This is a genomic window from Xenorhabdus mauleonii (assembly GCF_900113945.1).
GTDB classification, from domain to species: domain Bacteria; phylum Pseudomonadota; class Gammaproteobacteria; order Enterobacterales; family Enterobacteriaceae; genus Xenorhabdus; species Xenorhabdus mauleonii.
Genome location: NZ_FORG01000018.1, coordinates 13,446 through 34,471, shown reverse-complemented (window position 1 = coordinate 34,471; position 21,026 = coordinate 13,446). Strand labels below are relative to the sequence as shown.

General features: G+C 44.0%; 15 protein-coding genes and 6 tRNA genes. 4 read left to right on the top strand and 17 right to left on the bottom strand.

The genetic code is table 11. The features are described from left to right. Position 1: 1 nt before the first annotated feature. The 7 genes from BM100_RS15740 to miaB all read right to left on the bottom strand — a co-directional run bounded on the left by BM100_RS15740 (position 2) and on the right by miaB (position 7,817). Positions 2-742 carry an amino acid ABC transporter permease gene (locus BM100_RS15740; protein WP_092512619.1) on the bottom strand — a complete coding sequence of 247 codons (741 nt, stop codon included), beginning with the start codon at positions 740-742 and terminating at the stop codon, positions 2-4. 153 nt (positions 743-895) lie between these two features. After that, the gene (locus BM100_RS15735) at positions 896-1,783 is read right to left on the bottom strand and encodes an amino acid ABC transporter substrate-binding protein (protein ID WP_139216973.1); all 888 of its coding nucleotides are present in this window, start codon (positions 1,781-1,783) and stop codon (positions 896-898) included. A gap of 577 nt (positions 1,784-2,360) precedes the next feature. After that, positions 2,361-3,890, bottom strand: coding sequence for an apolipoprotein N-acyltransferase (gene lnt, locus BM100_RS15730; RefSeq protein ID WP_092512617.1), 1,530 nt, complete (start codon positions 3,888-3,890; stop codon positions 2,361-2,363). A gap of 10 nt (positions 3,891-3,900) precedes the next feature. Further along, positions 3,901-4,779: a CNNM family magnesium/cobalt transport protein CorC gene (gene corC / locus BM100_RS15725; RefSeq protein WP_092512615.1), complete on the bottom strand. Its 879-nt coding sequence runs from the start codon at positions 4,777-4,779 to the stop codon at positions 3,901-3,903. 72 nt (positions 4,780-4,851) lie between these two features. Beyond that, the gene (ybeY, locus tag BM100_RS15720; protein ID WP_092512613.1) at positions 4,852-5,319 is read right to left on the bottom strand and encodes an rRNA maturation RNase YbeY; all 468 of its coding nucleotides are present in this window, start codon (positions 5,317-5,319) and stop codon (positions 4,852-4,854) included. Then, a complete protein-coding gene (locus BM100_RS15715) occupies positions 5,316-6,293 on the bottom strand; it encodes a PhoH family protein (RefSeq protein WP_420855341.1) in 978 nt (325 codons plus the stop codon). The genes ybeY and BM100_RS15715 overlap by 4 nt, the downstream gene beginning before the upstream one ends. A 93-nt stretch (positions 6,294-6,386) precedes the next feature. After that, positions 6,387-7,817: a tRNA (N6-isopentenyl adenosine(37)-C2)-methylthiotransferase MiaB gene (gene miaB / locus BM100_RS15710; protein WP_092512609.1), complete on the bottom strand. Its 1,431-nt coding sequence runs from the start codon at positions 7,815-7,817 to the stop codon at positions 6,387-6,389. Between the two features lie 203 nt (positions 7,818-8,020). Here miaB and ubiF point away from each other — a divergent pair, with 203 nt between their 5' ends. Continuing rightward, positions 8,021-9,208 carry a 3-demethoxyubiquinol 3-hydroxylase gene (gene ubiF, locus BM100_RS15705; protein ID WP_169924764.1) on the top strand — a complete coding sequence of 396 codons (1,188 nt, stop codon included), beginning with the start codon at positions 8,021-8,023 and terminating at the stop codon, positions 9,206-9,208. Between the two features lie 510 nt (positions 9,209-9,718). Here ubiF and BM100_RS15700 read toward each other — a convergent pair. From BM100_RS15700 to nagB, 10 genes are all read right to left on the bottom strand, one after another. After that, positions 9,719-10,579: a phage tail protein gene (locus tag BM100_RS15700; RefSeq protein WP_092512605.1), complete on the bottom strand. Its 861-nt coding sequence runs from the start codon at positions 10,577-10,579 to the stop codon at positions 9,719-9,721. Between the two features lie 379 nt (positions 10,580-10,958). Next, positions 10,959-11,033: transfer RNA gene (locus tag BM100_RS15695), tRNA-Gln, on the bottom strand. 14 nt (positions 11,034-11,047) lie between these two features. Continuing rightward, positions 11,048-11,124, bottom strand: a tRNA-Met gene (locus tag BM100_RS15690). A gap of 40 nt (positions 11,125-11,164) precedes the next feature. Next, positions 11,165-11,239: transfer RNA gene (locus BM100_RS15685), tRNA-Gln, on the bottom strand. 82 nt (positions 11,240-11,321) lie between these two features. Beyond that, a tRNA-Gln gene (locus BM100_RS15680) sits at positions 11,322-11,396 on the bottom strand. A 69-nt stretch (positions 11,397-11,465) separates the two neighbouring features. Then, positions 11,466-11,550 (bottom strand) — tRNA-Leu (locus tag BM100_RS15675). A gap of 5 nt (positions 11,551-11,555) precedes the next feature. Further along, a tRNA-Met gene (locus BM100_RS15670) sits at positions 11,556-11,632 on the bottom strand. Between the two features lie 154 nt (positions 11,633-11,786). Then, positions 11,787-13,010, bottom strand: coding sequence for a DNA-binding transcriptional regulator NagC (nagC, locus tag BM100_RS15665; protein ID WP_092512603.1), 1,224 nt, complete (start codon positions 13,008-13,010; stop codon positions 11,787-11,789). A gap of 12 nt (positions 13,011-13,022) precedes the next feature. Continuing rightward, positions 13,023-14,180: an N-acetylglucosamine-6-phosphate deacetylase gene (nagA, locus tag BM100_RS15660; RefSeq protein ID WP_092512601.1), complete on the bottom strand. Its 1,158-nt coding sequence runs from the start codon at positions 14,178-14,180 to the stop codon at positions 13,023-13,025. A 27-nt stretch (positions 14,181-14,207) separates the two neighbouring features. Further along, on the bottom strand, positions 14,208-15,014 hold the full coding sequence (nagB, locus tag BM100_RS15655) for a glucosamine-6-phosphate deaminase (protein WP_092512599.1): 807 nt from the start codon (positions 15,012-15,014) through the stop codon (positions 14,208-14,210). A gap of 379 nt (positions 15,015-15,393) precedes the next feature. Here nagB and nagE point away from each other — a divergent pair, with 379 nt between their 5' ends. The 3 genes from nagE to glnS all read left to right on the top strand — a co-directional run bounded on the left by nagE (position 15,394) and on the right by glnS (position 21,020). Then, complete coding sequence (gene nagE, locus BM100_RS15650) at positions 15,394-17,427, top strand: N-acetylglucosamine-specific PTS transporter subunit IIBC (protein ID WP_092512597.1); 2,034 nt, start codon at positions 15,394-15,396, stop codon at positions 17,425-17,427. Between the two features lie 462 nt (positions 17,428-17,889). Beyond that, on the top strand, positions 17,890-19,089 hold the full coding sequence (locus tag BM100_RS15645; protein ID WP_092512595.1) for an MFS transporter: 1,200 nt from the start codon (positions 17,890-17,892) through the stop codon (positions 19,087-19,089). 263 nt (positions 19,090-19,352) lie between these two features. Next, complete coding sequence (glnS, locus tag BM100_RS15640) at positions 19,353-21,020, top strand: glutamine--tRNA ligase (protein ID WP_092512593.1); 1,668 nt, start codon at positions 19,353-19,355, stop codon at positions 21,018-21,020. Positions 21,021-21,026: the final 6 nt, after the last annotated feature.

The window sequence follows — 21,026 nt, the reverse complement described above, 5'->3', positions numbered from 1 at the left end:
TTTATCGTCCTCCCATACTGCCCGGCAAACGCAGTTTTTTCTCAAGTAAGGTCATGGCTAGCATGATCACGAGATTGATACCCACATAAGCCAAAGTGATTGCGGTAAATGACTCATAGGCATGTGCTGAATAATCCAGCAATTTCCCCGCTTGGGCAGCCATGTCAACCAGACCAATGGTGGACGCGATGGCGGAGTTTTTGACCAGATTGAGCATTTCTGAGGTCATTGGGGGAATAATCACGCGGTAAGCATTTGGCAGCAAAATATAACGATAGGTTTGTGGCAGAGTTAATCCCATCGCTAATCCTGCCGCTTTTTGTCCTCTGGGGAGGGATTGAATTGCCGCACGAACCTGTTCACAGACACGGGCAGCAGTGAATAATCCCAAACAGATGACTGAAGAGATAAAAAACTGGATATTGGGATCCAGATCCATTTTGAACCAATTACTTATGTCCTTGGGCAAAAATTCGGGAGCCACCAGATACCAGGTGAAAAACTGGACGATGAGGGGGACGTTGCGAAATAATTCAACATAGCAGGTGCCAAGCCCAGAAAGAAATTTATTCGGGACAGTCCGCAATATACCGAACAGCGAGCCGACAACAAGTGCTATGAGCCAAGCACAGATGGAAAGTGCAATTGTTACTTCAAATCCAGAAATGATCCACCCCAAATAGGTGGTATTACCAAAGGGGGCAGCTTGTAAAAAGATGCCCCAATTCCAATCAACTGACATAACCGTGCTCCCTGATATGGGGTTGGCTATAACGCCTAAAAACGATCCATTCGTTGTTATTCATTAAGTCAAAAAATGAGCTAAAAAAATGAGGTAGGGAACGACTACCTCATACCCGTAACGCCAATAAAATTAGGTTGTTCGGTTCGTTGCTTAATCCAATGCTTTATCGTTTGGTGATTTGAACAACGCTTTCATTTCATCTGACATGGAGAAGTTCAGGTTCAGATTCTTAGGTGGAATCGGCTCTTTGAACCAACGATCAAACATTTTTTCTGCTTCACCGGAGGTTTGTACTTTTACGATGGTGTCATCGATCAGTTTCTTGAATTGCGGATCATCTTTACGCAGCATGCAGCCGTATGCTTCTTGTGATTGTGGTTTGCCAACAATGATCCACTGATCGGGTTTCTTCGCTTTTGCACGCTCTCCTGCAAGTAATGCATCATCCATCATAAAGGCCACGGCGCGCCCTGATTCCAGAGTACGGAATGAATCACCATGATCTTTTGCGCTGATGATGCGCATTTTCATGTTCTTCTCATCATTGAGCTTATTGAGCAGGACTTCGGAAGTTGTACCTGAGGTGACAACGACATTTTTTCCAGCCAGATCGTCAAATCCTTTAATACCAGAGTCTTTATTGGTCAACAGACGAGTTCCGACGGAAAAAATAGTGTTGGAGAATGCCGCTTGTTTTTGGCGTTCAAGGTTATTCGTGGTTGAACCGCATTCAAAGTCGAAAGTACCGTTTTGTAACAGAGGAATACGATTTTGGGAGGTAATGGGGATCAACTTGACTTGCAGGTTTGGCATGTCGAGTTTTTTCTTGACGGCATCAACAATCAGATTGGAATAATCTTGAGAATAACCAACAACGTTTTGTTGATTGTCATAGTAAGAGAATGGTACTGATGATTCTCTGTGACCAACAACAATGACGCCATTATCTTTCGCTTTTTTTAACGTTCCAGTTAACTCCTCAGCATGGGCAGCTCCTACCGCGCTAAGCAACATCATTGTTAACATCAACTTACGCATATACAGCTCCTTTCTTTTTTTTGGGTATTTTTTACAAAATCGGATTTGCTTGTAATTATTTATGTTTCTACGCTTATAGCTCACACTATCCCAGTTATAAAACATTCCAGTTACAGAATATCCCAGCTATAGAAACGTTTTTCTTAAATTCAATGTTTATACGCTGTGAAAAAATAATTCATAATGTTGCTTTTTTGAAACAATAATGTTTCGGATTCGCGACCTGTATCGCACTATAAATAAACAATTCCATTTATATGGAGTCAAAAGGGTGCAATATTGAACGATGTTCACAGTTTGAGCTTTTCAGCAACTTATTTTTCTATTTTGTATTTTTGTAACTTTATATTCTGAATTGTTTGATTTCTATTGGTGTCAGATTCTGATGGCGTAGATAGTGAGGGGAGGTTATCGATGTGGTCTATAAAAAGTGGTCTATAAAAAGGATGAAGTGTAGAAAACGTAAAAGTGGATGAAGAAATAGATCCAATCAGGACATCTTAATTATGCCCTGATTGGATAATGTGGCGTTTTTAGACAGGCACTACCGAACATGACAGGTTAAATTCGCTGCAAGTCAAATCCGGTTGCGTTTTCGTATAAAAGCAACAATGAGAAACAGTACCGTAGCTCCCCATATCGGCCAATTACCGAAACGGAAATAAGGTGTTATCCCTGTAGCTGGAGTCACTTTGGCTGCCAATACTTGCCGGGTAAATTGCGGGATTTCAGCTTGAATTGAGCCATCGGGTTCAATAACTGCCGTGATACCGTTATTGGTTCCCCTCAGCAAAGGTCGGCCTAATTCAAGGGCGCGCATCCGGGCCATTTGGAAATGCTGCCATGGGCCAATAGAGCGTCCGAACCACGCATCATTCGAAATGGTGAGTAAAAATTCTGTGTCAGGCTTGAAGTTATCTCGTACCTGTTCACCCAAAATAATTTCATAACAGATAGCCGCAGTAATATTGTGCCCGGCAACAGACAGTTGAGGCTGAATATAATCACCGCGACTAAAGGAAGACATCGGCAGGTTAAACAAAGGCGCCAGTGGACGAAGTATGGATTCCAGTGGAACAAACTCACCAAATGGCACGAGGTGATGTTTATCGTAGCGGATAAGGTCTGGATATTGGTAAGGCGTTTTCTCACCCAGTACGATAATGCTGTTGTAAGCCTTATAACCCTCCAGCGTTGGCCGGGCGTCAACAATACCGGTAATCAGGCTGGTATGGTGCTGCCTCAGTAAGGCATCCAGTTTGGTGAGGAAATTTTTCTGGTTGTATTCAATATCGGGAATCGCTGATTCCGGCCAGATGATGATCGGTACCTTGCCAATAAAAGGCTTGCTGTTATCCAGGTAGATGTCTAGCGTTGTTTGAAGGGCCGAGGTTTCCCATTTTAGGGATTGGGGAATATTGCCTTGAACTAATGCGATATCTGTCGTTTTTTCCGGCTGTAGGGTATACCAATGGTAGTGTTGCATGGGCCACGGCAACAGCAGCAGGGCAAGGGCGAAAATGGCTGATAAAATTTTCTTCTGGGTGGCGGCAAAAACCAGTAATCCACTGATCATCATCAGCAGGAAGGTAATACCCTCTACGCCCAAAATAGGCGCGACAGCTTTCATCGGGCCGTCAATTTGGCTGTAACCGAATTGTAGCCATGGAAATCCGGTTAATACCCAGCCACGCAAGAACTCGGTCAATTGCCATAAAGCGGGGCTGGCAACAACTAGCCTGATAAGATTGGAAGCCGGGAAAAAACGGTTGAGTAAACCAGCAAATAGCGCCGGATAAAGAGCAAGATAGGCAGATAGCAGGATAACCAAAAAAATGTTAACGGCGGTTGGCATTCCCCCAAAGTCAGCAATACTGACATAAACCCAATTTGCGCCACTGCCAAATAAGCCAAGCCCCCAACATAAGCCGATGATGAAAGCCTGACGGGATGTTCTGTTTAACGTTAGGATTTGCAGGCCAAACAGAGAAACAAGTGCGGCAGGCCAGAAATCAAAAGGTGAAAAAGCCAGTGTTCCACTGGCTCCGAATAAAAGTGCCAGCAAGACACGCAGCCGCTGGCAACTTGTTAATGATGCTTTGTTCATCCAAATCCTATTATTGTTTATCAAGACTAGGAACTTCAGCGTCATCCGGTATTTTTACATGAACCTGAATGATTTTACGGCTATCAGACATTGCCACTTTGAAAAGGTAGCCATCAACGGCAATGGATTCTCCGCGGGAAGGCAGATGGCCAAATGCCTGCATGACTAACCCACCAATAGTATCAACTTCTTCATCGCTGAAATTGGTACCAAAAGTATCGTTGAAATCCTCAATTTGGGTCAATGCCCGCACTGAATAAGAGTGACGGCTTAATGCACGAATATCGTTATCTTCTTCATCATCGTATTCGTCCTCTATCTCACCCACAATCAGTTCAAGGATATCCTCGATTGTGACCAGCCCAGAAACTCCGCCAAATTCATCGATAACAATCGCCATGTGGTAGCGTTGTGAACGAAAGTCTTTCAGCAGACGGTCAACACGTTTACTTTCCGGCACCACCACAGCCTGACGAAGCACTTTATCGATGCTGAAAGGTTCTGTGTTAGTTCGCATGAATGGCAGGAGATCTTTTGCCATCAATATGCCTTCAATATGATCTTTATCCTCACTGATCACAGGAAAGCGCGAATGGGCCGAGTCGATAATAACATCCAGACATTCGTCCAGAGATTGATTGCGTTTTAAGGTAACGATCTGTGAGCGTGGGATCATAATGTCACGCACGCGTTGATCAGCAATATCCATTACACCTTCGAGCATCTCTCGGGTATCGGGATCAATAAGGTCGTTCTGCTCAGAATCACGGATCAGTTCAACCAAATCATCACGGTTTTTCGGTTCACCGTGAAAAAGCTGATTAAGAAGCGCAAAGAAGCCTTTCTTAGGGCCAGGGCTATCGTTACTTGAAGGATGGTCGTCGCTCATGGCGTTTTAATAAAAATTCCCCATTGATAAAATCATAGACTGTAATGTTTAACATAAAATTGTCAGCAGTGGTTATTCTTTTTCTATCAGATAAGGATCAGGATAACCCATTTTTTGTAAGATCTCCGTTTCCAGAGACTCCATTTCTTCTGCTTCATCATCTTCAATATGGTCATAGCCAAGAAGATGGAGGCTACCGTGAACAACCATATGTGCCCAGTGCTCTTCAACGGTTTTTTGTTGCTCTTCTGCCTCTTTTTCAACAACCTGACGACAGATGATCAAATCACCGAGCAAAGGCAATTCTACTTCAGGTGGTGCTTCAAATGGAAAGGATAGCACATTCGTCGGCTTATCTTTCCCGCGATAAGTGAGGTTTAAATCGTGGCTTTCTGGCTCATCGACCAAACGAATTGTCACTTCGCTTTCTGCCTGAAATTGTGGCAGAACACCTTCCAGCCAGCGCTGGAAAAGGGCTTCTTCAGGAAGCCCTTCTGGATTTTCACATGCAATTTGCAAATCTAATATGACTGAACTCATTGTGCTTCCTGTCTGCGTTTTTCATTTAGAGCCTGTTTACGCACTTGCTCTGCAGCTTCCCATTCTTCATAGGCGATAACCACTCTTGCAACGACCGGATGGCGAACAACATCTTCACTATGCAAGAAGTTAAAGCTCAACTCATCTACATCAGATAGCACTTCGATTGCGTGACTCAGACCTGATTTTTGCCCTCTTGGCAAGTCAATCTGGGTAACGTCACCGGTAATGACCGCTTGGGAATTAAAACCAATGCGGGTCAAAAACATTTTCATCTGTTCGATGGTGGTATTCTGGCTTTCATCGAGAATGATAAAGGCATCATTGAGGGTACGTCCACGCATATAAGCCAGTGGGGCTACCTCAATAACGTTTCTTTCGATAAGCTTCTCAACTTTTTCGAAACCCAGCATTTCAAATAGGGCATCGTAAAGCGGGCGCAAGTAAGGATCGACTTTCTGGCTTAAATCACCCGGCAGGAAACCCAATTTTTCACCCGCTTCAACGGCGGGACGCGTCAGCAAGATACGGCGTACTTCCTGACGTTCCAGCGCATCAACAGCGGCCGCAACGGCTAAATAGGTTTTCCCGGTTCCCGCAGGCCCGATACCGAATGTGATATCGTGAGTAAGGATATTGGCAATGTATTGGGCCTGATTCGGGGTGCGGGGTTTCACAACCCCTCGTTTGGTTTTGATATTCACAGCCTTGCCATACTCGGGCACACTTTCTGCTGCTTGTTCCAGTACGCGGCTTTCGGTGATGGATAAATGAACTTGTTCAGGTTCAATATCAGGTATCACGCCGCGTATAGGTGCTGTTTCGACATAAAGGTGACGCAGAATTCCAGTAGCTGCGTTAACACACAATGGCTTGCCTACCAGTTTGAAACGATTGTCGCGGCGGTTAATTTCTATCCCCAAACGACGCTCAAGTTGTTTCAAGTTATCATCAAGCGGTCCACACAGACTCATTAGACGTTCATTGTCCGCAGGTTCCAGAAAGATTTCTTGTGTTGCTACTTGTGGGTTTATTTGTGTCACTGATTATCTCTATATTAGGGCCGATTAAGGCTGATAAAATCCAACGCCGATTTCATCTTCCTTGCGAGTACGGGCAATGACTGACTCAGGTGATTCATGGATACGCAGATCCATTTCATCTTCAGTACGGATAACCTTACCACGCAGGGAATTAGCGTATACGTCAACAATTTCGACATCAACGAATTTACCAATCATGTCCGGTGTACCTTCAAAGTTAACCACGCGGTTATTTTCAGTACGGCCAGAAAGCTCCATGATATTTTTGCGGGACGGGCCTTCAACCAAGATGCGTTGGGTACTGCCAAGCATTGCACGGCTGAAGCTCATGGCCTGTTGATTAATACGTTGTTGCAATAAGTATAGGCGCTGTTTTTTCTCTTCTTCATCAACGTCATCCGGTAAATCAGCCGCAGGGGTTCCCGGGCGGGCCGAATAAATAAAGCTGAAGCTCATGTCAAAGTTGACATCTGCGATAAGCTTCATGGTTTTTTCGAAATCTTCCTGTGTTTCACCCGGGAAACCAATGATGAAGTCCGAACTAATCAAAATATCTGGACGGGCCTTGCGTAAACGGCGGATGATACCTTTATATTCCAAGGCGGTATGGGCGCGTTTCATCAGCGTCAGGATGCGATCAGAGCCACTCTGGACAGGCAAGTGCAGGTAGCTGACCAATTCCGGCGTATCTTCGTAAACAGCGATGATATCGTCTGTGAATTCAATGGGATGGCTGGTGGTAAAGCGAACTCGGTCGATACCGTCAATGGCGGCAACCAGACGCAGCAGCTCGGCGAATGTACAGATATCCCCATCAAACGTTTCGCCGCGGTAAGCATTTACGTTTTGACCAAGCAAATTAACTTCACGTACGCCTTGTGCAGCCAGTTGAGCGATCTCAAACAGGATATCGTCACAAGGACGGCTGACTTCTTCCCCGCGGGTGTAAGGAACAACGCAGAATGTGCAGTATTTATTACAGCCTTCCATGATAGAAACGAATGCGGTTGGGCCATCAGCGCGAGGCTCTGGCAGGCGGTCGAATTTTTCTATTTCAGGGAAACTGATATCAACGACAGGGCTGTGAGTACCTTTTACATGATTAATCATTTCAGGCAGACGGTGCAGGGTTTGCGGCCCGAAAATAATATCAACGCTAGGTGCGCGCTGGCGGATGTAATCCCCTTCCTGAGAAGCAACACAACCGCCTACGCCGATAATAATGTCTGGATTTTTATCTTTCAAACCTTTCCAGCGGCCAAGTTGATGAAAGACTTTTTCCTGAGCTTTTTCACGGATTGAACAAGTATTCAAGAGTAAGATATCTGCTTCTTCGGCGACATCGGTTAACTGATAACCGTGAGTGGTTTCCAGTAGGTCGGCCATCTTGGATGAATCGTATTCATTCATCTGACAGCCCCAAGTTTTGATGTACAGTTTTTTTATCGTCGACATTTTGTGTATCCGGTGTTTCCAGTGGAATGATGCATCAACACTGAAAAGCGCAACATATTGCACATAGTGTATTTAGCATAATATTGTCGGCTATTGTAGTCATTTGAGGCACCAGTGACCAGACTGTAACACCGGATATTCACAGCCGGAAAGCGAAAATTCCGGTACACTATTTTAATCAATAAGTTAATGGCATGATGAATATGAATAATCCACAACAGAAATTCGATATCGTTGTCGTGGGCGCAGGCATGATTGGCGCCGCGACAGCATTGGGACTGGCGCAGGAAGGCTGGCGTGTTGCCTTGTTGGAGCATCAGTCTCCTGCACCCTACGATGCGGGTAGTGAACCGGATGTCCGCATATCTGCGATTAGCTGTGCTTCTGTGGACTTATTAAAACAATTGGGCGTGTGGAAAAATGTGCTGCAAATGCGTAGCGCGCCTTATCGAAAATTGGAAACGTGGGAGCAAAACGGTTCTAATGTTATTTTCGATGCAGAAAGTCTGGGGCTGCCAGAATTAGGGCACATGCTTGAAAACCGTGTCTTGCAATTGGCATTGTGGCAAGAATTCCCCCGTTATCCAAATTTGACACTATTTTGCCCCGCAGCCTTGCAATCTATGCAGCGCCAACATCAGAATAAAACATGGCTGGTGACATTGGCTGATGGTACTGAAATTGATACCCGGTTGATTATTGGCGCGGATGGGGCGCGTTCTCAAGTTCGCCAGTTGGCAGGCATTGGCAGTAAAGGATGGCAGTATCGACAGTCGTGCATGCTGATAACAGTCAAAACTAACAAACCTCAACAAGATACGACATGGCAACAATTTTTCCCGTCTGGCCCCAGAGCGTTCTTGCCGCTGTTTGATCAATGGGCTTCATTGGTCTGGTACGATTCTCCTGCCCGTATTCGCCAATTACAATCAATGACAATGCTTCAACTTGAGCAGGAAATTTTTCAGGCATTTCCTGCCCGCCTCGGTAAAGTCACCCCAATTGCCGCGGGTTCGTTCCCATTGACTCGCCATCACGCCAGCCGTTATGTACGAGAAGGATTAGTTTTGTTGGGAGATGCGGCGCATACCATCAATCCTTTGGCGGGGCAGGGGGTGAATTTAGGCTATCGGGATGTTGATGCATTACTCAAAGTACTAACGGAAGCCAGGGAATTGCTGGAGGAATGGGATTCTTTAACGGTTCTGCAACGTTATCAGCGCCGTAGGATGCCGGATAATTTGATGATGCAGGCGGGAATGGATCTTTTCCATACTGCGTTCAGTAATGATTTGCCGGGGTTGAAAACAGTACGAAATTTGGCGTTGATGGCGGCACAGCGTTCAGGTGCAATGAAAAATCTTGCACTGAAATATGCTTTGGGATTGTGATTGATTCTTCTTATTGTCAGGCAATCGTGTTGTTATGAATGGGTGAGTATAGATTGGAATAACCAGCCCCTCATGGGGCTGATGTTGCCGGTTTTATGCATCGTTGTGGAAGCGCTAAATTTCTGTTGTGCTTGTTCTGATAAATCTAAGATTTAAGTTTATCATTTAATAAATTTATTTGATCTTTAATGGCTTTTTTATCTTTTTCACTAAGATATGGCAAATAGTTATCCACGAACCGATTAATTCTTTTGAAGCCTAATAATATTTTTCCCGCCGCTTTGTTAATATCATCTCGATTTGTATTCATCATTAACCTCACTTTTAATTGAAAAGCAAAAAACGAGTACTTCAATAATATGGTACTAATTCCAACGAATTGACAGAGTTTGCTGTTGAGATTGGCCTATCTGAATTTCTAAAGTGAATACTGGGGCGAGATTGCCATAGAAAATGATAAGCCCGCAGTTTTCTGCAGGCTTATCTGCGGGCTTAATTGTGAGCTTGAAATTAAGCCGCTCTTACAATGTAATTGAATGCGACGTTACGTGGGCGGGCTGAAACATAAGCCCACCAATCATAACGGTTTGACATGTTATTTTTATTCCAATATATCCATTTTTTGCCTTTGATATTCTCCCACTGCTTAGGTGTCATGGGATCACCAAACGCATATTGAGGTGCACCAATAGAACTGATATCACCTGTATCGTTGTCATCAAAGCCTGAAACGATGGTTCCTTCTTGATGCGTTAATAATTTTCTGTCTGGATCTGCACCACGCCCATTATCCAATCCACGGATGAATTCACCCCTTAAATCAGGCAATACCCCGGATGGATAAGCAAGGGCAAGTTTCGGATATTTGGTCTTATCAAAGGGGTCGCCATTGCATATCAGCCAACCTGCTGGAGCGGATTCTGTTGGCCAAGGAACGGGAACCCCAACTGGTAAGGAAAATTCTCCCATTAACGATTCCAATCCTAGGTTTTTAACAAATTCTTTTTTATTGGGTATGTCTGCGCCGTTTTGGTCTTTCGCTAAGCGCGTATTGGCATTTTCATTTGCGTTATTGGCGTTCTTGTTTGCGTTGTCAGCATTCTCGTTGGCATTATTCGCATTTTGATTCGCGGCATTAGCTAAATCATAGGCTGTTTTTACTGCTCTGGGAGTTGATGCGCTTGTTTCACTATCGCTATTGATATCATTGCTTAGTGATACAAATCCCTTATCTTTTAGTGTTGCCTCTGGATGGTTGCGGCTTTGGGCATGCTCCTGAATCAATTCTTTGACATATTCCGGTGTTGTTACACGGACAATGCCATCTTTTTCTGCGCTTGATGTATCAGGCTTATTATCTTGTGTACTCATATTTATCCCTCATTTTAATCAACAATACACATTGCTAAGTAACATGAAGGCGGTGGATACTTCTCCGCCAGTGAACAACAATAAAATCGGTTCATCAATACTGGAGATAGAGCTTGGCTACTATTTGATAAGCCGTATGTTTTGTGGAGAGAATGGCACAAAATGACAAGTGAGAAATCAATGAAATTTATCAGGTTTTGATAAAGCCGTGTGTGATTAAAGAGGGGACTTCGGTTGGTTAAATATTGAGTGAAAGTTTATGTTAATTAAGTAATTGAATAGGGAGTTATACAGAGGTTTTTATGAGAAAGGTTTGAAGGCATAAAAACAAAAAAACCACCTCTTGGTGGCCTTATGAATCTTCCATCTTACTAGAACGTGGCTGGGGTACCAGGATTCGAACCTGGGAATGCCGGAATCAGAATCCGGTGCCTTACCGCTTGGCGATACCCCAACTGGATTTGTAAATGGTGGCTACGACGGGAATCGAACCTGTGACCCCAGCATTATGAGTGCTGTGCTCTAACCAGCTGAGCTACGTAGCCATTTACAATGTTCTTGAAGTTTTGATAACTATCAGCGATATGGCTGGGGTACCAGGATTCGAACCTGGGAATGCCAGGATCAAAACCTGGTGCCTTACCGCTTGGCGATACCCCAACTGAATGTTATCACTGCAACCTGTTATTCTTAGAATATGGACTTAATTCGCTTTTCGTTTTAATCATATGTTTCAGTAAAATGGCTGGGGTACCTGGATTCGAACCAGGGTATGCCAGGATCAAAACCTGGTGCCTTACCGCTTGGCGATACCCCACCTGAAACAACACACTAAAACTTAAAATCGTAAATCAAACCTATTCTAAGTACAACCCGACAAAGAAAATGGTGCGGGAGGCGAGACTTGAACTCGCACACCTTGCGGCGCCAGAACCTAAATCTGGTGCGTCTACCAATTTCGCCACTCCCGCAAAGATGGTGGCTACGACGGGAATCGAACCTGTGACCCCAGCATTATGAGTGCTGTGCTCTAACCAGCTGAGCTACGTAGCCATCTTTTTTCGCTTTGCCTTCATCGGCGGTGCGGGGCGCATTATGCGTATATCAGACAGATGCGTCAACTGCTTTTTTAAAGAAATATGCACAAAATCGTTTGTTTGTTCGTCCTGTAATCATTTTGTCGACAATCACAGCAAAAACGGTTGAATTATCCTCCAAGAAGGTGTTGCAGCAGTACACCATTAAGCATAGCGCGTTTTGTTAATGCGAATGCACCTATTGCAGAGTAATGATTTAGCTTCGAAACAACAATGGGGAGATCTTCACGAAATGCTTTTAGTACTTGGGTATTGATGCAGCTCTGAATGGCTGGCAGCAATACCTGCTCTGCTTCTGTGATATCTCCTGCGATAACGATTTTCTGAGGGTTAAATAAGTTAATGGCGATAGAAAGCGCTTTGCCAAGATAAAGCCCGACTTGCCTGATGACTTCTGTTGCCAGTGGATCACCTTCATTGGCCGCGAGACAAATTGCATAGATATTGCAGTTATTCAAGGCAAGCTGGCTTGGGTATCCCTGACGAAGTTGATGCTGCACTCTGGCTTCGATCGCAGAATTGGAGGCGATGGTTTCCAGACAGCCAAAATTACCGCAATGGCAGCGCTCACCCAGCGGCTCTATCTGGATATGCCCGATTTCCCCCAAATTACCGCGCTTATTAACCAGAATATTGTTGTTGATGATGACGCCTGCACCTGTGCCACGGTGGATACGTACCAAAATGGAGTCTTCACAGTCGCGGGTGGCCCCGAAATAATTTTCGGCCAATGCAAAGCTGCGAATGTCATGCCCAATAAAGCAGAAGGTTTTGAAACGCTCCCTGAGATTATTAACCAACGGCCAATCATCTACTTGAATGTGTGGCATATAACGGACAATGCCTTCATCAGGATCAACCAACCCCGGCAGAATAATTGAAATAGCAATTAATTCATGGATACGGCGCTGATTCTTGTCGATAAAATTCTCAATGGTGGAAATAATCTGTTTTTCGAGCGCTTGTTGGGTATTTTCCAATAAAGGGTAGCGTTCTTCCGCCAAAGTCTTGCCACCCATATTAAACAGCGCCACGGTTGCATCATGGCGCCCGAGCCGAATACCAATGGTATGGAAGCGCTGGGTTTCTGTAATAATAGAAATGGCCCGTCTGCCACCGGTAGAAGCTTGGTGCTCGACTTCTTTTATCAACCCACGTTCCAATAACTGACGAGTAATTTTGGTTACGCTAGCGGGAGCAAGCTGACTTTCTTCTGCAATTTGGATGCGTGATATTGGCCCATGCTGGTCAATTAATCGATAGACAACCGCCCCATTTAGCTGTTTAACCAGATCGATGTTACCGATTTGCTTCTGTGCATTTTCATTACTCATCAGACGTTATACTCACGATAGTTGGACTTCATTTCCGTTAACAATGGTTTTGCAGATTTTGAAATCGTGAGTAAACGCGGTCAGATTCGCTACCTTACCGGGTTCAATTGTACCGAGGTGTCTATCAACCCCTATTGCCCGGGCTGGGTAGAGCGTTACCATCCGCAACGTTTCATCCAAAGCAATACCAACATGTTCAACACTGTTCTTGACGCTATCAATCATTGTGATTGAGGAACCGCTTAGCGTGCCATTTTCATCAACACATAAGCCGTTTCGATAATATATTGTTTTATTGGCAAAGGTAAATTGCGTCATTGCATCCGGTGCTAATCCCGCGGGCACGATCGCATCCGTGACTAAAATCAGTTTTTCATTTTTCAACTTTTTGGTGTTGCGGATATTGGGCCATGACACATGCAGGCCATCACAAATAATGCCGGCATAGACTTCGGAGGAATCATAAATGGCAGTGATTAACCCGGGTTGGCGGCCTGAAATGGCAGGCATGGCATTATATAAATGAGTAGAAAAAGTTATCCCATTTTGAAAACCGTGGCGTGCTTCTTCATAAGTGGCATTTGAATGGCCGGCAGAAATAATAATGCCGGCTTCGTGCAATTGCTGAATATACTTACCGTCTACCATTTCAGGCGCGAGTGTGATTTTGGTAATCACATCTGCATTCAGGCACAAGTAATTCACCATTTCAGAGGTCGGCTTACGAATATAAGCGGTATTGTGAGTGCCTTTTTTTATTGGATTGATATAAGGCCCTTCCAGATGCAGCCCCAATGCTTGATTAGGATTCTTTTTCAAGTAATCGCGCATCACTTCAATGGCTTTTATCATTAATTCATCGGGACCGGTGATGAGGGTAGGCAAAAAACTGGTACAGCCATAACGTTGATTGGTTTTCTGCATGATATGCAGAGTTTCTTCTGAAATATCCTCCAACCGCTCATTAAACTGGACGCCGCCACATCCATTGACTTGCAGATCGATAAACCCAGGAGAGAGATTTGCACCATTTAAATCGTGCTTCTCAATATTGTCTGGCAACTCTTTGAGTGGACAAACTTGCTTGATTAAACCATCTGCAATGACAACTGCGTGGTTATCAAGCCTGTCATATCCGGTATAAATAATGCAATTGGTTAATGCGTACATATCGACTTCCTAGCTCCTAAATAAATTCTAGCTGGCGAATTCATTGATAATATCAACTTCTAATTGTCTGAAATATTTCACTGTTTTCACCTTCAGCTCCATTGTTGCAGGTTCATCACTGACAATGAGCGATTTTGGGTGCATCTGGAGACAACTGATTGTCCACATATGATTGATGTTCCCTTCTATCGCGGCTTGCAATGCCTGTGCCTTATTCATTCCGGTAGCCAGAATCATAATTTCTTCGGCATCCATCAACGTACCTACACCGACAGTTAATGCATATTGGGGAACTTGTTTTACATCATTATTGAAAAAACGAGAATTGGCTGTCCGCGTTTCAATAGTCAGGGTTTTGATTCGGGTACGGGAAGAAAGGGAAGACGCAGGTTCATTGAAAGCAATATGCCCGTCATTACCGACGCCACCCATGAATAAATGGATCTTGCCATAACTTTTGATTTTATTTTCATAACGTAGACATTCAGCATCAATGTTTTCTGCATTTCCGTTCAGTAAATTGATGTTTTCTTCTCTGATATCAATGTGATTAAAGAAATTTTGGTACATGAATGAATGATAGCTTTGAGGGTGATCTTCTGGCAGGCCGACATATTCGTCCATATTGAATGTGACAACATGTTTGAAGCTGACTTTTTCTGTTTGGTACAGGGAAATAAGTTCCTTGTAAGTGGCCAGTGGGGTGCTGCCAGTAGGAAGCCCAAGCAGGAAAGGGCGTTCAGCCGTAGGATTGAACGCATTGATTCTACTGACAATATAGTGGGCAGACCACCGACCAACATCACTTGCTGTAGTTAAAGGGATCAACCTCATGATTACCTCTTAAAAATTATTTATTAGTTTAATTATGAAAGCCATACACGATATACGCGATATTCAAAATATCAATGTTACCAATGCGATGCGCGTTAGCTAAAAAATCAAAGTTTACATCATCCTTCTTGAATCGGTGTTTGGCTCATTCCATGCGCTCTAGATATTTTTCATAATAAAATAAGTTTTGTGTGTCAGCTAGTATTTTGATCAAAAATTTATCTGTTCCAGTGATTTTAATCACATATCAGAAGGAATTAATTTGCGATACAAAATAATTTTTTTAGACTAAAAATGCTTTAACAATAAACAAATAAATGATGCTATCCATCATTAATTAACTAAAAGACTCCATCAACGGAGCTTCAAGGGGGCGTGAGTGAACATTCTGAGCTACTTACAACGAATTGGCCGGGCATTGATGGTGCCTGTGGCAACATTGCCGGCAGCGGCAATATTGGTTGGTGTAGGTTATTGGATAGATCCAACAGGTTGGGGCGCTAATAACGCTCTAGCGGCATTACTTCTTACGTCAGGTAATGCCATTTTGACCAATATGGGAATGCTGTTTGCAGTGGGTATCGCCTATGGTATGTCGAAAGATAAGGATGGTGCCGCTGCACTGGCAGGGTTAATCGGATTTATTGTTGTCATGAAACTGTGTTCTCCGGAAGCAGTATCAATGATCAAATCAATTCCGGTTGAAGAAGTGCCAAAGGCATTTAGTAAGATCGATAATCAATTTATAGGCATCTTGGTTGGTGTACTGTCAGCTGAATTATACAATCGTTACAATAACGTGGAATTACCACAAGCATTATCTTTTTTCAGTGGCCGCCGTTTAGTTCCCATCCTGAATTCTTTCTTGATGATTCTTGTCTCTTTCATCCTGATGTTTGTATGGCCGGTCGTTTACGATTGGCTGGTAGCATTTGGTGAAAGCATCATGGGGCTAGGATCAACAGGTGCAGGTCTTTATGCTTTCTTTAATCGTCTACTGATACCGGTTGGTCTGCATCATGCCTTGAACTCCGTATTCTGGTTTGATGTTGCGGGTATTAATGATATTCCCAATTTCCTCGGGGGACAGAAGTCCATTGAAGCAGGAACGGCAGTTATAGGCACGACCGGCCGCTATCAGGCAGGTTTCTTCCCGATTATGATGTTTGGTTTACCTGGTGCAGCATTGGCGATTTATCACTGCGCTCGGCCTGAAAATAAAGCTAAGGTTGCCGGTTTGATGATGGCGGGGGCATTTGCCGCCTTTTTTACCGGGATCACAGAGCCGCTGGAATTCTCTTTCATGTTTGTTGCGCCGGTGCTTTATTTTTTGCATGCCGTCATGACGGGAATCTCGGTCTATATCGCGGCAGCAATGCATTGGATTGCCGGTTTCGGTTTCAGTGCAGGGTTTGTTGATATGCTGCTTTCCTCGCGCAATCCCTTGGCGGTTCATTGGTACATGCTGATCCCACAAGGTTTGGTGTTCTTCTGTCTTTACTACGTTGTATTCCGTTTCACCATCAAAAAATTCAATCTGATGACGCCGGGACGTGAAATGCCAGTAGCAGGGCAAGCGGGTGATGATAATGTTAGCATCGCGAAAAAAGACAATAATTCGGGTGTCAGTATTCAGGAAGAAGCACATCAATACATTGCGGTTGTAGGGGGAACAGATAACCTGACAAATATCGATTCCTGTATCACTCGGTTACGCTTGTCGGTGAAAGATTCAGGCGTAGTCAGTGAAAGATTGGTAAAACGCCTTGGTGCTTCTGGTGTTATCCGCCTGAATAAACAAAGCGTGCAGATTATTGTCGGGACTCGGGCGGAATTAATTGCCAGTGCCATGAAAGAGGTACTGGCGCAAGGCAATACTGTTGAAGCAATGACAGAAACCTCGCAGGCTGATGAAAGTATTCCGGCCAAAAAAGAAAGCCCGCAGAAAAGCGAAGCAATTTTGACATTGATTGCACCTATGTCAGGGGAATTGGTTAAGTTGGAAGATGTCCCTGATGAAGCTTTTTCCAGTAAATTAGTTGGGGAAGGTATAGCGATAAAACCCTCTTCCAATACTGTTTTTTCACCTATTTCAGGCACCGTGGTGAAAGTTTTTGATACCAACCATGCCGTATGTATTGAAGCTGATAATGGTGCTGAAGTCATTGTTCATATTGGTATTGATACCGTGACATTAAATGGCAGAGGTTTTGAACGTTTGATTGAGGAAGGGGTGAGAGTGCAAGCTGGAGAACCAATATTGAAGTTGGATCTTGATTATTTGAATGTCCATGCTAAATCGATAATCAGCCCGATTGTTATCAGTAATATTGACGATTACTCAGGCGTTATAATCATGGCGCAAGGTCAAGTCATTGCCAAAGAATCAAACTTATTTCAGGTACTAAAATAAACTAACAGTTGTTGAATCAGTTTATTCATGTTCCTACCTGTTCGGCCGTGTGATGAACGAAATGCGCAGTGGCGTTATTCGTTCATCACACGGCCGAACTTCTAAAGATGAGTTACAGAATTCTGAGGACATAGATAACGATGTAACATAGCATCAATACCTAAGAATGAAAGTTGGCAAATGATAAAACTTATCTGTAACTCCTTTTAACCGGCTACTTTTATTTATGTCACATGAAGGCGATATTATAATGCATGCTGCTAACACCTTCTGTGCCTCACATGATTCTGCCAACCGTTAGGCTAAGCTACTCTTTTTCCTACCGCAGCCCTAACTTCAACATCTTGAGTATATTTAGCCATATTATAATTTCTCATTGTAATTTTTTTTATAAAGAATAAATACATAAAAGGCACATTTTGTAGGCGCGAGAATGGATTCTACTTTTGAGGAATCAGATTGATGAATAACAAGACTGTGGCTACACAACACAAAGAAATTGAACGATTGCCGATTGCAGCATTAATGGCTTTGGCAGTCGCAGCTTTTATTACATTGTTGACCGAAATCATGCCAGCAGGATTGCTTTCTTCCATTGCAGAAGGGTTGAGTGTCTCTGAAAGCCTGGCAGGTCAATTTATTACCGCCTATGCGATGGGCGCGTTGATCGCAGCGATTCCAGTGACAACCCTTACTCAAGGCATACACCGACGTCCTCTTCTGTTGACTGCCATTTTTGGCTTTGCAGTGGTCAATCTTATTACGGCACTTTCCAATAATTATCACATTTCATTAGTCACCCGTTTTTTTGCGGGCATTTTTGGTGGAATTGTTTGGTCATTGCTCGCTGGCTATGCAGTCCGCATGTCGCCGTCCCATCTCAGCGGGAGGGCTATTGCAATATCAGGCGCAGGGGCTACCATCGCTCTGGTACTCGGTGTGCCACTGGGTTCATTGCTTGGGCAATTCATCGGTTGGCAAGGGGCTTTTGGCTTGATGACAGCCATAGCATTATTGCTCATTGTATGGGTGATAGCTGTTGTTCCGGATTTTCCTGGTCAATCTAGGGAGCAACGCCAATCTCTTGCTGGCGTATTTATGAAAACAGGGATTCGTTCTGTATTATTTGTGGTCTTTACGTTCATTATTGCCCACAACATTCTTTATATTTACATTGAGCCTTTCCTTGCATCTTCAGGTTTGTCCAAAAATGTCGATTTCATTCTACTCATTTTTGGCATTGGCTCTATCGTGGGATTATGGTTTGTCGGCATGATGATCGATCGCCGGTTGCAATTTCTTGCTGTAACAAGCATTGCCATTTTCATTTTGGCAGCTTTGCTGCTTGGTTTTTGGGGTGATATTCCACAAATGGTTTACCTGTGCATCGCTATTTGGGGTTTGGCCTTTGGTGGGTTTGCGACCATTACTCAAACCGCATTATCGCGTTTCTCCGGTAATTCAGTTGATGTTGCACAAGCCATTTATACAACGGGATGGAATGCCGCAGTTGCCGCTGGTGGCGTTATCGGTGGTATTTTGCTTGATAGCACGGGAGTGGCATCTTTTGCATGGGTGATAACTCTCCTCCTCATTGCTTCTTTATGGACTACCGCTTTTTCCATGAACAAAGTACTGGCAAGTAAAGGCAGCGAAAAGTAAATATATCGACAAGTAAAGGCCAGATATTATGCGGAGATCCTAATGAGGCTCCGCATATTTTTTGATTAGCTACGGGTTATATAATAAATAGCTGTCTTTTTTATATTGAGATTTTCTTGCCTGTGTTTATCTACGCTTGTTCAATTAAGCTCCTGTATTTACCACTAACTGTTATTTACCGCTAACTAAGTGTTGTTTCTCAGTTCCTCTTGTTAGATTATAAGGGGTTATATTGAAGCGCTTTTTGCATTGAGGAAAAAACGATGAGTGAGGCAGATGCCCGCCCGACAAACTTTATTCGTCAGATTATTGATGAAGACTTGGCAACTGGTAAACATACATCCGTACATACCCGTTTCCCGCCTGAACCTAACGGTTATCTGCATATCGGTCATGCTAAATCGATATGCCTGAATTTCGGCATCGCTCAAGACTATCAGGGACAATGCAACCTACGTTTTGACGATACAAACCCGGTTAAAGAAGATATCGAATACGTTGAGTCTATCCAGAATGACGTAAAATGGTTGGGTTTCGAGTGGAGCGGCAATATCCGTTACTCTTCTGACTATTTCGATACGCTGTATCAATACGCCATTGAGTTAATCAACAAAGGATTGGCGTACGTTGATGAGTTGAGCGCGGAAGAGATCCGTGAATATCGCGGTACTTTGAAAGCTCCGGGTAAAAACAGCCCGTATCGTGATCGCAGCGTGGAAGAAAACTTAGCGCTGTTTGAAAAAATGCGGGCTGGTGGATTTGAAGAAGGCAAAGCGTGTCTGCGTGCCAAAATTGATATGGCATCCTCGTTTATTGTCATGCGTGATCCGGTGATTTACCGTATTAAATTTGCGGAGCATCACCAGTCAGGCAATAAGTGGTGCATCTACCCGATGTACGATTTCACGCACTGCATTTCCGATGCACTGGAAGGGATCACCCATTCCCTTTGTACTCTGGAATTCCAGGATAACCGTCGTTTGTACGATTGGGTATTGGATAACATCACCATTGATTGCCATCCGCGTCAGTACGAATTTTCTCGTCTGAATCTGGAATATACCGTGATGTCGAAGCGCAAGCTGAACCAATTGGTGACAGAAAACATCGTGAGTGGTTGGGATGATCCACGTATGCTGACCATTTCTGGTTTACGCCGCCGTGGTTATACTGCTGCTTCCATTCGTGAATTCTGCCGCCGCATTGGTGTCACAAAACAAGACAATAACGTTGAAATGGCGTCATTGGAATCTTGCATCCGTGATGATCTGAATGAAAATGCACCGCGTGCAATGGCGGTTCTTGATCCGGTGAAGCTGGTCATTGAGAACATGCCAGAAGGCGAAGTCATTCTGACCATGCCTAACCATCCGAACAAACCGGAAATGGGCAGCCGTGAAGTGCCGTTCAGCCGCGAATTGTATATTGATCGTGCTGACTTCCGCGAAGAAGCGAACCGTCAATATAAGCGTCTGGTATTGGGCAAAGAAGTGCGCTTGCGTAATGCGTATGTGATTCAGGCAAATCGTGTTGAAAAAGATGCGGAAGGCAATATCACGGCAATTTATTGTCAATACGACGAGCAAACACTGAACAAAGATCCGGCTGATGGCCGCAAGGTTAAAGGTGTTATTCACTGGGTCAGCGCAACACACGGTGTTCCTGCGGAATTTTATCTGTATGACCGTCTGTTCAGCGTACCAAACCCAGGCGCAGAAGATGATTTCCTGTCTACCATTAACCCTGAATCGCTGACAGTGCGTAAAGGATTTGTGGAACCGGGGCTGACAAGCGCACGATCAGAAGACAATTATCAGTTTGAGCGTGAAGGTTATTTCTGTGCTGATAGCCGTCTCTCAAGTGCTGAAAATTTGGTCTTCAACCGTACGGTTGGCCTGCGTGATACTTGGGCAAAAATTTCACAAGCGTAAGGTAAC

Coding starts and splice junctions, on each gene's coding strand:
- nagB (WP_092512599.1), bottom strand. CDS start 15,014: ATGAGGTTGATCCCTTTAACTACAGCAAGTGATGTTGGTCGGTGGTCT.
- ybeY (WP_092512613.1), bottom strand. CDS start 5,319: ATGAGTTCAGTCATATTAGATTTGCAAATTGCATGTGAAAATCCAGAA.
- glnS (WP_092512593.1), top strand. CDS start 19,353: ATGAGTGAGGCAGATGCCCGCCCGACAAACTTTATTCGTCAGATTATT.
- BM100_RS15715 (WP_420855341.1), bottom strand. CDS start 6,293: ATGAGTCTGTGTGGACCGCTTGATGATAACTTGAAACAACTTGAGCGT.
- BM100_RS15735 (WP_139216973.1), bottom strand. CDS start 1,783: ATGCGTAAGTTGATGTTAACAATGATGTTGCTTAGCGCGGTAGGAGCT.
- nagC (WP_092512603.1), bottom strand. CDS start 13,010: ATGAGTAATGAAAATGCACAGAAGCAAATCGGTAACATCGATCTGGTT.
- BM100_RS15700 (WP_092512605.1), bottom strand. CDS start 10,579: ATGAGTACACAAGATAATAAGCCTGATACATCAAGCGCAGAAAAAGAT.
- lnt (WP_092512617.1), bottom strand. CDS start 3,890: ATGAACAAAGCATCATTAACAAGTTGCCAGCGGCTGCGTGTCTTGCTG.
- corC (WP_092512615.1), bottom strand. CDS start 4,779: ATGAGCGACGACCATCCTTCAAGTAACGATAGCCCTGGCCCTAAGAAA.
- BM100_RS15740 (WP_092512619.1), bottom strand. CDS start 742: ATGTCAGTTGATTGGAATTGGGGCATCTTTTTACAAGCTGCCCCCTTT.
- nagA (WP_092512601.1), bottom strand. CDS start 14,180: ATGTACGCATTAACCAATTGCATTATTTATACCGGATATGACAGGCTT.
- BM100_RS15645 (WP_092512595.1), top strand. CDS start 17,890: ATGAATAACAAGACTGTGGCTACACAACACAAAGAAATTGAACGATTG.
- ubiF (WP_169924764.1), top strand. CDS start 8,021: ATGAATAATCCACAACAGAAATTCGATATCGTTGTCGTGGGCGCAGGC.
- miaB (WP_092512609.1), bottom strand. CDS start 7,817: ATGTCGACGATAAAAAAACTGTACATCAAAACTTGGGGCTGTCAGATG.